The organism is Nocardiopsis coralli, assembly GCF_014892575.1.
Lineage (GTDB): Bacteria > Actinomycetota > Actinomycetes > Streptosporangiales > Streptosporangiaceae > Nocardiopsis > Nocardiopsis coralli.
Genome location: NZ_JADBGI010000027.1, coordinates 84,621 through 96,125, shown reverse-complemented (window position 1 = coordinate 96,125; position 11,505 = coordinate 84,621). Strand labels below are relative to the sequence as shown.

Sequence of the window (11,505 nt, the reverse complement as noted above, 5' to 3'; positions counted from 1 at the left end):
ACCCTCACCAGGAACCCCTGTCCGGCAACACCACAGAACGCCTCCCACCCATCCACCCCCGAGGCGCCACCACACAACACCCCACATCTGTGCCGAGACGCCGACCACAAAAGCGGCCCCAGCGAACGACACATCTACAGTGCGGGCGTTCGGACCAGGGCAATCTGGCTCGCCGACACCACATGGGCACCCCGGTCGTCGAAGATCTCGCCGGTCCCCAGCGCCTTGCCGTGCGAGACCGACCCGACCCGGGCGTCGAACTGGTGCCACCGCGACAGGTCCGGCTGGTGGTGGAAGGTGAGGCTGTGCGTCAGGCTCAGGATCCGGCCGCCGGGTTCGTGGCGGGCCGACCCCAGCACACGGAAGGCGTCCTCGATGATGCTCATGTCGCTGGCGTAGGCCACCAGCGCCGCGCGCACCAGGTGGTCGTCGGGCAGCGGCGATGTGGCCCGGATCCACACGGTCTGTCCCGGCTCGGGGGCCTCTTCGACGTGCTCGGCCAGGTACGGCGGGGTGGAGGCCGGACGGAAGTGCACCGGGCGCGGTTCGCTCCACCACGCGGGGATGCGCTCGTCCCCGGCGAAGCGCTCCGACAGTTCCGGCAGGTCCTCGGGCCCGGCCACACGGCGCGGGGTGAGGGCGCCGTAGGAGGGCAGGTCCTCGCGGACGGTGGCCCAGCGTGTGGTCGCGGTGAACAGTTCACGCCCGCGCCCGTCCCGCAGGGTGCTGCGGCGCGTGGACATCGAGACCGCGTCGGAGACCCGTTCGACCTCCCACACCAGGTCCCGGTCGGTGGGAACCCCGCGCACGAAGTCGGCCTGGACGCTCAGTACCCGCTGGTCGTCGGCGGCGGTGTGCCCGGCCGCCACGATCGCCTGGGCCAGGAGCAGTCCGCCGAAGAGCCGGTCCGCCGGGGTGCGCTGGGCCTGGCCGCGCCACCGGGTCAGGTGGGCGCCGGAAGGCTCGAGCGGGCGCAGTTCCAGGAGCGCGAGGACCTCCTCGAGGGAGACACCGCCGGGCTCGGCCGTCGCGGACGGGTCGGATGCAGGGGTGCGTGGGGAGTACGAGGTGTTCGGGGTCACAGGGCCATCATGCCCGGTTCTTGATGCCATGAGCACCCTTGCCCCAGGGGTATTGATGCCATTCGAGTATCAGTGACCGGGGGACAAAGTATTGGAAATCCGCGTGACATCCCAGGCAGAGTGACCCACGACACAGGCTTCCCTGAGTCGATGCCTGGGAGGAAGCGCCCCCTTGAACATGCCCCCCGCCCCGATCCGGTGGTGCGCCGCCGCGCTGGCCCTCGCGGTCGCGCTCGCCGCCACCGGATGCGCGAACCAGGACGACCCGGACGAGGACGGCCTGCCGCGCCAGCTCGTCTGGACCACCTACGGCACCGGCACCTCGACCTACGCCGACGTGGCCGCGGTGGCCGACACCATCACCGCACACGAGGGCAGCCCGGTCCGTGTCATCACCTCCGACACCGCCATCGGCCGCCTGGCGCCCTTGCGCGAGGGCCCGGCGCACTTCTCCCGCACCGGCGACGAGTACATCTACTCGTTCGAGGGCGACGAGGACTTCACCACCGAGCTCTGGGGCCCCCAGGACGTGCGCGTGGTCTGGGCCCCGGTCGCCCCGCACGGCCTGCTCGTGGCCGACGACTCCGGCATCGAGACGCTCGAGGACCTGCGCGGCGCCGACTTCCCCTACATCACCGCCAACCCGTCGGTGAACGACAAGCTCGAGGCCTTCCTCGCCAACGCCGGGCTCACCTGGGACGACGTCAACACCGTCGAGGTCGGTTACGGCGAGCAGCCCGACGCGCTCAAGAACGGTCTCATCGACGTGCTCTTCCAACAGGTCCACGGCTCCTCGCTGTACGAACTGGAGTCCGCCTTCGACGTGCGCTGGCTGGAGCTGGACGACGACCCGGAAGCGGTGCGGAACGTGCTCGAGGTGTCCCCGTCGGTCGAGCTCGGTGAGTTCGAGGGCGCCCCCGGCCAGGAGGAGGGGGAGAGCGACACCGGCATGTTCTACGCGATCCCCGTCGTCACCTATGCCGACACCGACCCGGCGCTGGTGCGGCACACGATCGAGACGATGGTCGACAACTTCGAGCACTACGAGGACTCCACCGCGACCCTCCCGTACTGGTCGGCCGACGAGGTCCTCACCGCACCCAGGCAGGTGCCCTTCCACGACGGGCTCGTGGACTTCCTCGAGGAACGCGGGGACTGGACCCCGGAGGCCGACCAGCTCAATCAGGACCTGGTCGAGCGCGGCGAACGGCTCCGGGAGCTGTGGCCGCAGGTGGCCGAGCAGGACGACCCCCGCGCCGCCTGGCCCGAGACCAAGGCCGACGTCCCCCGCCCCGATCCCCACGCCGCGCAAGAGAGCGAGGGAGACGGGGCCGGGGACAGCCCTGGCGACGGTACCGGCGAGAACGACGAGAGCGACGACGCGGGGGAGAACCGATGAGCCGGGAGAACACCCCCGAGACCACCGGACCGGCCGAGGGGGAGGCCACCGAGCACACCGGTTCCGGGTCCGACCCCGGCGAGCCCGCCCCCTCCGCGGCCCGCTGCACCGGCCCCTGGCGAGCCGTCGTCGTCGCCCTGACCATCGCCGGCCTGCTGCTCACCCTCGGCCAGGTCTTCCACTGGAACCCGTTCGGCCGGCCCCTGCTCATCAACGAGTTCCTGCACCTCGTCCTGGCCTGCTTCCTGCCGATCGTCTTCCTCGCCTTCCCGGTCAGCGCCGAGCACGGACAGGGCAGGGTCCCCTTCTACGACGCGCTCCTGGCCGCGACCGTGGCCGGCGTGAACGTCTACTACGGCCTGCACGGCGAACGCATCCTCACCGAGGGCTGGGACTACATCGCGCCCACCACCGCCACCGTGCTGAGCTTCGTGCAGTGGGCCCTGGTGCTGGAGGCGCTGCGGCGCACCGCCGGGATGATCGTCACCGGCATCGCCCTGGCCTTCTCGCTGTATCCCCTCATCGCGGGCGGCATCCCGATCCCGATCCTGGAGGGCATCCAGTACGACGCGGTCGGCCTGGCGCAGATGCACACCATGGGCGCGGAGTCCGTGCTCGGGCTGCCGCTGCAGACCGCCGCGACCATCCTCATCGGGTTCCTGCTGTTCGGGGTGGTCCTGCAGCACACCGGGGGAGCCGCGTTCTTCTACGACTTCGCGCAGTCGGTGTTCGGCACCGCACGCGGCGGCTCGGCGAAGGTCTCCGTGGCCAGTTCCGCCACGCTCGGCATGATGAGCGGCAGCGCGGTGTCCAACGTGCTGACGACCGGCCCGATGACGATCCCCTCGATGAAGCGGGCCGGCTTCTCCGGGCGTTACGCCGCGGGCGTCGAGGCCACCGCGTCCTCGGGCGGGTCGATCACCCCGCCGATCATGGGCACCGCGGCCTTCCTCATGGTGTCCTTCGTCGGCGTGCCCTACGCCGAGATCGCCCTGGCCGCGGCCATCCCCGCGCTGCTGTTCTTCCTCGGCATCTACGTGCAGGTCGACGCCTACGCCGCCAAGCACCGCCTGCACGGGATCGCCCGCGAGCATCTGCCGCGCACGGTCCCGGTGCTGCTGCGCGGATGGCCGTACCTGCTCGCGATCGCCGCCCTGCTGTTCCTGCTGGTGTACTACCACCGCGAGGCGCAGGCCCCGTTCATCGTCGTGGCCGGACTGCTGCTGTACGCGATGGTGCGCCGCCGCGACCGGCTCGGCGCGCGCCGGCTCAGCGACCTGGTCTTCGGCGCAGGCCGGAGCATCGCCGAGATCGTCGGGATCATCGCCGGGGTCGGCCTCATCATCGGCGGACTGTCGATGACGGGCGTCTCGCTCTCCCTGGCCCGCGAGATGGTCACCGCGCTGGGCGGTTCGGTGGCGCTGGTTCTCATCGCCGGCGCGCTCACCTCCTTCGTGCTCGGCCTCGGCATGACGGTCTCGGCCGTCTACGTGCTGCTGGCGATCGTGCTGGCCCCCGCGCTGGTGGGGATGGGTATCGACCCGATCGCCGCCCACCTGTTCGTCATCTACTGGGCGACCGTCTCCTACATCACGCCGCCCGTGGGACTGGCGGCCTTCGCGGCCGCGGGCATCGCCGGGACCAGACCCATCCCCACGAGCCTCACGGCGATGCGGTTGGGCGCGGTCAAGTACGTCGTCCCGTTCTGTTTCGTGCTCGACCCGGCGCTGGTGGGACGTGCGCCCCTGCCCGAGGTCGGGGCCGCGGTGCTCTTCGCGGTCGTCGGTGTCGTCGCCATGGGGTGCGCGTTCGAGGGCTACCTCGTGGGCGCCGAACGCCCCCTGGGCCCGGTCAGCCGCCTGACCGCCCTCGGCGCGGGCTTCGCCGCCCTGACCCCCGGCCTGGTCAGCAGCCTCGCCGGGCTCGCCGTGGCGGCGGTTGTGGCGCTCGTGGTCCGGTTCGCCCGCCGGCGCAGGGATGCGGGCTCCGACGACCGGCCCCCGACCGGAACGCGGGTGTGAGCGCCCCGAAGCCCCCGGGCCCGGCCGCGCCGCCGGGCCCGGCCTACGTGGTCCTGCTGGCGAGCTCGGCCCTGGGCACGCTCACCAGCACCATCATCAGCGCGCCCATCAACGTCATCGCCGACGCGCTCGACGCCGGGCCCAGCGGGATCGTCTTCGCGGTCAGCGCCTTCACGCTCGCCATGGTGCTGTTCTCCCCGGTCGCCGGGTGGGCCTGCGAACGCCTCGGCCCGCACCGGGTGCTCGTCGGCTCCCTGGGCCTGATGGTGCTGGCCCAGCTCGGCGCGGCGTGCAGCAACCAGCTGTGGTTCCTNGGATCGTCTTCGCGGTCAGCGCCTTCACGCTCGCCATGGTGCTGTTCTCCCCGGTCGCCGGGTGGGCCTGCGAACGCCTCGGCCCGCACCGGGTGCTCGTCGGCTCCCTGGGCCTGATGGTGCTGGCCCAGCTCGGCGCGGCGTGCAGCAACCAGCTGTGGTTCCTCGTGGCCATGCGCGCCCTGCAGGGGATCGCCTGCTCGGCCACCCCGCCCGCCGTGCAGCAGACGCTCGCGCACTTCTGGCCCCGCCACCGCGCCCGGATGATGGCCGCGTGGGCCTCCGCGATCGGTGTCGGCCAGGCGCTCGGTCTGCCCCTGGGCGGTCTGGTGGCCGACCTGCTCGGCTGGCGGGCGGTCTTCGGAACCCACGCGCTGCTGAGCTTCGTGCTCATGCTCCTCATCGCACGCATCGTTCCGGCCGCACCCTCCGGACGCCCGCCTCTGCACATCAGCGGCATGCTCACCCTGGTCATCGGCATCGGATCCCTCGTGGGCGCCTTCACCTGGGCCGGCCAGCAGGGCACCCCGGCCGTGGGCATCGCGCTGGTGGTCGCCGGGGTGGTCGGTCTGGCCGCGCACGCCCTCATCGCGCACCACAACCCCGCCGCGCTCGTCGACCCCCGACTGCTCGTCGAACGCCGGTACCTGCGCAGCACCGCCGCGGCCGGGACCGTCATGGCCTGCCTGGGTGTCGTCGTGGTCGCCACGCCCCTGCACCTGGGCCGCGACCACGGCATGGGACCGGAGACCATCGCCGCGGTCACCGTCGCCCTCGCGGTGTCGATGACCGTCTTCGCGCCCGTGTCCTCCTGGATCGGTGCGCGCCTGACCCCCAGGGCCGTGCTCCAGGGCGGGCTCGCCGCGCTCGGCCTCGGGCTGCTGACCCTGGGCTGGGTCAGCACCGCCGGGCAGGCCACCGCCGTCGCCGTCACCGTCACCGTCGTGGTGCTCGTGGTCGTCGGCTCGGCGATCGGGGCGGTCCAGGCCAACGCCGCTCTCGGGGTGATGCGCTCGGCCGCCGCGAGCCACGGTGCGGCGCTGGGCCTGCACAACATGCTGCGGTTCTCCGGGCTGGCCTGTGGATACGCGTGGGTGGCGATCAGCTTCCCGTGGGGGAGCGTGTTCGTGGTCTACGCGGGCCCGGTCGCTCTGGTCCTGCTCTCGTTCGTGCTGTTGCTCGGCCCGCCCGCCGCCCCCGTGGACGAGCGGGCCGGCACCGCAGGGCAGGGCTGAGCACCCTGCCCTGCGCCGGTGCTCAGGCGGAGGGTGCGTCCGCGGCCGGACGCACGATCCCCTGTTCCACGAGGCGGTCGAGCTCGTCCCCGCCCAGCCCGAGCGCCGAACCCAGCACCGCGTGGGTGTGCTCCCCGACCCGCGGCGCCGGGGCCGGGGGCGTGTGCTCCCCGTTCAGGGCGACCGGGGCGGCCGGGGCCAGATGGGGTTCCACCCCGGCCTGCTCGGCCTCGTGGAAGAGCGGGTTGCCGGGCAGGGCGGCGGCGGTCTCGGTGAAGGTCCGGTACTGCGACCACAGCACCCGGGTGGCGCCCAGGGCCGCACGCACGTCCTCGGCCCCGGTACGCCCGAACCACGACGCCAGGAGCGCAGCCAGGGTGTCCCGGTGCCGGTAGCGTTCGCCCTCCTGCGACAGGTCGGCGCCCAGGCTGCGTTCCAGAGCCCCGACGACCTCGCCCAGGCCGGCCGCCTCCACCAGTTCCGTCCAGTGCCGCGGGGTCAGGGCCACGACCATGAACCGCACCCCGTCGGCGCTGGTGAAGTCGCGGCCGAAGGACCCGTAGACGTGGTTGCCGTCCGGCTCCCGCGGGCTCTCCGGACGCAGCTGCGCCTCGGCCAGGTGCCCGAGTGTGCCCGCGGTCGCCAGGGCCACGTCCTCCAGGGCCAGGCGCAGCCGCCGCCCCTGCCCGGTGGCCGACCGGTGGTGCACGGCGGCCAGGATCCCCGTCGCCAGGTACAGCCCGGCGGCCAGGTCCCAGGTCGGCACCGAGCTGTTGACCGGGCCCTCGTGGTCGGTGGGCCCCGACGCCAGCGGGAACCCGGTGGAGGCCTGCACCGTGTAGTCGACCGCGGTACCGCCGTCGCGCCGTCCCACCAGCGTGGCGTGCACCAGGTCGGGCCTGCGCGCGCTGAGCGCGTCGACGCCGAGGGTCCCGCGGCGTTCGGCGTTGCTGACGACGATCCCGTCGCCCTCCACGATCAGGTCGGAGACCAGGGCGCGCCCCTCGTCCCGGGACAGGTCGACCTCGACGCCGCGCTTGCCGCGGTTGAGCCCGGTCCAGTACAGGCTGGTGCCCTGCGCGCTCAACGGCCAGCGGCCGCGGTCGGGTGCCCCGCCCATCGGTTCCACCCGGATCACCTCGGCGCCGAGCTGGGCGAGCGTCAGCCCGCACAGCGGGGTCGCCACGAAACTGGACAGCTCCACGATCCGCAGACCGGACAGGGGCAGGGGGGTCGGTTCGGACACGGATGCCACCTCTCATGATGTGCCGCAGCGCACATCATGCACGACCGTCCCCGCCGGGACCCGAGGCGGGTCCGGTCCCCGGGGCCGCACCGTGACCGGCCGTCGGCGCGGCCCGCGGGGATCTTGCTACCAGAGCCGGGTTCAGCGCCGATATTGGCTCCAGTAGCAAGATCCCCGGGTGGTGGACCGTCGGGGAAACACCACTAGCCCTTGACCGCGCCCGAGGTGAGCCCCTCGGAGATGTAGCGCTGCAGGAACCAGAAGACCGCGAGCGTGGGCAACGACAGCATGATCGCCCCGACCGCGAACATCCCGAAGTTGGCGTTGCGCTGCGAATCCACCAGTTGGTACAGGCCCAGCCCCAGCGTCTGCGCGCCCGTGTCCCGCAGGAACACACTCGCCAACAGGAACTCGTTGATCGTGTTGATGAAGACCAGCAGGGCCACGATCGCCAGCACCGGCGTCACGAGCGGCAGCATGATCCGGAAGAAGACCTGCGCGTGTGTGGCCCCGTCCATCTGCGCCGACTCGTCGAGCTCCTTCGGGACCGTGTCGAAGAACCCCTTCATCAGCCAGGTGTTGATGCTCAGCGCACCGCCCAGGTACACCAGCAGCAGCCCCCACCGGGTGTCGAAACCGATCGCCGGGTAGAGCTCCCCGAGGTTGGAGAACATCAGGTAGATCGCCACGATCGCCAGGAACTGCGGGAACATCTGGATCACCAGGAGCCCCACCAGCCCCACGCGCCGCCCCTTGAACCGCATCCGGCTGAACGCGTACGCGGCCAGCGCCGACAGCAGCACCGTGGCCGAGGCGTTGGCGACGGCGAAGAACAGCGAGTTCGTGTACCAGGCGCGGAACGGCGTGTTCTGGAACAGGTCGCGCGCGTTGTCCAGGCTCGCCCCGGTCGGCCACAGCTGCGAACTGCTGAGCGTGCCGACCGGGTTGAGCGCGGCCGACACCACGAACAGCACCGGGAACAGCGCGAAGGCGGCCACGACCAGCATCACCGCGTGGCGCCACCCCTGTCGGCGCGCCCACAGGGCGAACCGGGACCCGGCCGTCGGGCGGTACACCGGCCGCACGGCGGTGTCGGCGGTCTCGGCCGTCATCGGTCCACCTCCTGCAGTGCCTTGCTGCGGCTCAGGCTGACCACCGACATCACCGAGACGATGAGGAAGATCATCACCGACATCGCCGCCGCGTACCCGTACTGGGCCGTGGCCTCGCTGAAGGCCAGTCGGTAGGTGTAGGTGATGAGCAGGTCGGTGGCGCCCCCGGACATCGTTCCCTCCGCCGGGAACGGGCCCCCTCGGGTCAGCAGCCACACCGCGTTGAAGTTGTTGAAGTTGAACGCGAACGTCGCGATGAGGATCGGCGCCATCGCCACCATCAGCAGCGGCAGGGTCACGTGCCGGAACGCCTGCCACGGTCCGGCCCCGTCCAGCCGCGCCGCCTGGGACAGCTCGCGTGGGATCGCCTGCAGGGCACCGGTCGCGACCAGGAACATGTACGGGTACCCCAGCCACACGTTGGCCAGGACCACCGCGCCCCGTGCGGCCCACGCGTCGCCGAGCCAGTCCACGTCCGTGCCGAGCATCCGGTTGAACAGCCCGAAGTCGGCGTTGAACATGTCCCGCCACAACAGGTACATCGCCAGTGAACTCATGGCGTAGGGCAGCACCACGAGGATCCGGTACGCGGTCTTGCCGCGCAGGCGCGGGGTGTGCAGCGTCAGCGCGACCGCCAGCCCGACCACGAACACCAGGAAGGTGACCGAGGCGGCGAAGGCGATGTTCCATACCAGGGTCCCGAAGAAGGCCGAGGCGAAGGTCGGGTTCACCAGGAACCGCAGGAAGTTGTCGAACCCGACGCCGACCTGCCAACCCTGCGCCAGGCGCTCGCCGTCCTCGCTGTAGAAGGCGCCGCGTTCGTCGTCGGCCGTGTAGACGGTTCCGGTCTCGGAGTCCTCGATGCAGTCGCAGCCGGCGTCGTAGACACGCAGCGCGGAACCCTCGAAGGCGCTGTTGAGGCCGCTGGAGCGGATCCCCGCCCCGTCACCGGTCGGCACGGCGAACTCTTGGAGCTCGTCGCTGCGGGCGTTGACCTCGTTGGGGGAGAGCACCGTGTAGCCGAAGGCGTCGGTGACCTTGCCGGCGTCGTCGACGCTGGCGCCGGTCAGCCCCTCCAGGCCCTCGGAGTCACCCGCGTAGGCGCGGCCGTCGGCGTCGGTGAGCAGGAAGACCAGCTCGCCGGTCTCGGGGTCGCCCGTGGTCGCGACGGTAAGGGTGTACTCCTCGGCGCTGTCTGCGCTCACCACGGAGTAGGCCTCGATGGAGGCGATCGCCTGTTCCTTGGTGCCGCGGTGGCCGTCGCTCATGTTGGTCAGCGACGTGCTCATCGTGTACAGCACCGGGAAGATCTGGAAGGCCATCAGCAGCAGCACACCCGGAACCAGGTACTTGGCCGGGACCGAACGCCCCGACAGGTACACCCAGTACACGAGCGCCACCACGGCCACGGCCAGGGCGATGCCCCACCAGTTGCCCGCCACGTACAGCGGCAGTACCGCCCAGACGCCCAGGGCGGTGAACAGGCCCAGGAGGGCGATCTTGGCGAGCGTTCCGGTCAGGGACCCGCGTGCGGCGAAGCGGCCCCCGGGCAGGGGCGGGCGCGCGGGAGCCCCGGCGGAGGGGGAACCCGCGGGCCCGCTGTCGTTCGGGCCCACCGCTACTGCCCGATCCGCTCGGCGATCTGCTCGTGGGCGTTCTCCAGGGCCTCACGCGCATCCTCGCCGCCGATGATCTGGGCCTGGGCCACACCGAGGGGCTCCCAGGTCTCGCCCATCTCCGGGAAGTTGGGCATCGCGACGCCGTCCTCACCGGCCTCGGCGACCGCGGCGATGTTCGGGTCGTCCTCGGAGACGGTGTCCAGGGCCTCGGTCTGCACCGGGGTGCGCGGGTCGGCCTCGTACAGGTCGAGCACGAACTCGGTGTCGGTGACGTGGTTGACCACGAACTCCTCGGCCAGGGCGCTGTTGGCGCCGCCCTCGGTCACGAAGAAGGCCTGATACCCGAGATAGGGGCTGGCGGGTTCGCCGTCCTCGAAGCCGGGGATCGCGCTGATCTCGAAGTCGACGTCGGAGGCGTTGGCGTCGGCCAGGTTCCAGGGCCCCGCGATGAAGAAGGGCGCCTCGCCGTCGAAGAAGAGCGCGGCGTCGTTCTCGGTGTCGATGCTCCGGCGCAGCACCCCTTCGCCGTCCTCGCCGTACTCGGCGATGGTCTCCATGGCCTCGATGGTCTCGTCGGAGCCCACACGCAGGTCCTCGGCGTCCCACTCGCCTTCGCCGTCGTGGCCGAAGAGGTCGCCCCCGGCCGAACGCATGAGGGCGTTCATGCGGAAGGGGTCGCCCTCCTGGTCGATGGCCATGGACAGCACCTCGTCGACCTCGCCGTCGTCCTTGAGCTCCGTGCCGGTCTCGACGAGCTCCTCGAAGGTCTCGGGGGCGTCGGGAGCCAGGTCGGTGTTGCGCATGAGGAAGGTGTTCTCCTGCGCGTAGGGCACCCCCAGCAGCTGTCCGTCCAGCTCCATCGCCTCGACCGCGGTCGTGTCCAGGGCCTCGGCGCGGTCGGAGGGCAGCTCGATCGGCTGCACGGCGCCGTTGCGCATCAGGTTGCCGGTCCAGTCGTGGGCGCCCAGGAACAGGTCTGGGGCGTTGCCTGCCTGGTGGGCGTTGACGACGTCGCCCTGGATGTCGTCGAAGGAGACGTTCTGTACGTCGACCTCGACGCCGTTGGCCTCGGCGAACTCCTCGGCGGCCTCCTGGATGGCGCCGGAACGGTCGGGGTCGGACCAGATGACGAGGGTGCCCTCCTGGCTCCCGTCGCCCTCGTCGCCGTCCCCACCGCCGCACGCGGTGGCCATCAGGCTGAGGGCCGCGAGACCGGCCAGGGCCGGGGCGCTGCGCATTCTCATGTGTGTTCCTTCCGGGGGCCTGCAGGGGGAACGCACGCGGTCCGCCGGGGGAGGCGGGCCCGTCGGGGTGTGCGTGGTGATGTGACGTTAGCAATAACTTGCATGGATTGAAATGCCTTGCAGGCCGCCCCGGTAAAGATGTGGAAACACGTGGAGAACAGCCCCGTCATCGTGTGCCCGGGGTGCGTACCGTATGACGGTGGGCGAGCGTCACGGGCGGCCGGTGGTCACGG

Annotated in this window: 9 protein-coding genes; 4 read left to right on the top strand and 5 right to left on the bottom strand. The window is 71.4% G+C overall.

Annotated features, from left to right (window positions below; translation table 11 throughout):
* Positions 1 to 134: 134 nt before the first annotated feature.
* The gene (locus tag IDM40_RS23875; protein WP_193124301.1) at positions 135 to 1,082 is read right to left on the bottom strand and encodes an acyl-CoA thioesterase; all 948 of its coding nucleotides are present in this window, start codon (positions 1,080 to 1,082) and stop codon (positions 135 to 137) included.
* A 178-nt stretch (positions 1,083 to 1,260) separates the two neighbouring features.
* On the opposite strand from IDM40_RS23875, the gene IDM40_RS23870 reads away from it, so the two are divergent.
* From IDM40_RS23870 to IDM40_RS23860, 4 genes are all read left to right on the top strand, one after another.
* Entirely contained in the window at positions 1,261 to 2,481 is a 1,221-nt protein-coding gene (locus IDM40_RS23870; RefSeq protein ID WP_235997894.1) for a TAXI family TRAP transporter solute-binding subunit, read from the top strand.
* Entirely contained in the window at positions 2,478 to 4,502 is a 2,025-nt protein-coding gene (locus IDM40_RS23865) for a TRAP transporter permease (RefSeq protein WP_193124299.1), read from the top strand. The genes IDM40_RS23870 and IDM40_RS23865 overlap by 4 nt, the downstream gene beginning before the upstream one ends.
* The gene (locus IDM40_RS28905; protein WP_328807111.1) at positions 4,499 to 4,933 is read left to right on the top strand and encodes an MFS transporter; all 435 of its coding nucleotides are present in this window, start codon (positions 4,499 to 4,501) and stop codon (positions 4,931 to 4,933) included. Before IDM40_RS23865 ends, IDM40_RS28905 begins: the two co-directional genes overlap by 4 nt.
* Positions 4,852 to 6,051 carry an MFS transporter gene (locus IDM40_RS23860; protein ID WP_235997892.1) on the top strand — a complete coding sequence of 400 codons (1,200 nt, stop codon included), beginning with the start codon at positions 4,852 to 4,854 and terminating at the stop codon, positions 6,049 to 6,051. The genes IDM40_RS28905 and IDM40_RS23860 overlap by 82 nt, the downstream gene beginning before the upstream one ends.
* A gap of 22 nt (positions 6,052 to 6,073) precedes the next feature.
* Here IDM40_RS23860 and IDM40_RS23855 read toward each other — a convergent pair whose 3' ends face one another.
* From IDM40_RS23855 to IDM40_RS23840, 4 genes are all read right to left on the bottom strand, one after another.
* Positions 6,074 to 7,297: a CoA transferase gene (locus tag IDM40_RS23855; RefSeq protein ID WP_193124297.1), complete on the bottom strand. Its 1,224-nt coding sequence runs from the start codon at positions 7,295 to 7,297 to the stop codon at positions 6,074 to 6,076.
* Positions 7,298 to 7,500: 203 nt separating this feature from the next.
* A complete protein-coding gene (locus tag IDM40_RS23850; RefSeq protein WP_193124296.1) occupies positions 7,501 to 8,409 on the bottom strand; it encodes a sugar ABC transporter permease in 909 nt (302 codons plus the stop codon).
* Positions 8,406 to 10,025 carry an ABC transporter permease subunit gene (locus IDM40_RS23845; protein ID WP_193124295.1) on the bottom strand — a complete coding sequence of 540 codons (1,620 nt, stop codon included), beginning with the start codon at positions 10,023 to 10,025 and terminating at the stop codon, positions 8,406 to 8,408. Before IDM40_RS23845 ends, IDM40_RS23850 begins: the two co-directional genes overlap by 4 nt.
* A 2-nt stretch (positions 10,026 to 10,027) precedes the next feature.
* Positions 10,028 to 11,266, bottom strand: coding sequence for a sugar ABC transporter substrate-binding protein (locus IDM40_RS23840; protein ID WP_193124310.1), 1,239 nt, complete (start codon positions 11,264 to 11,266; stop codon positions 10,028 to 10,030).
* Positions 11,267 to 11,505 lie beyond the last annotated feature (239 nt).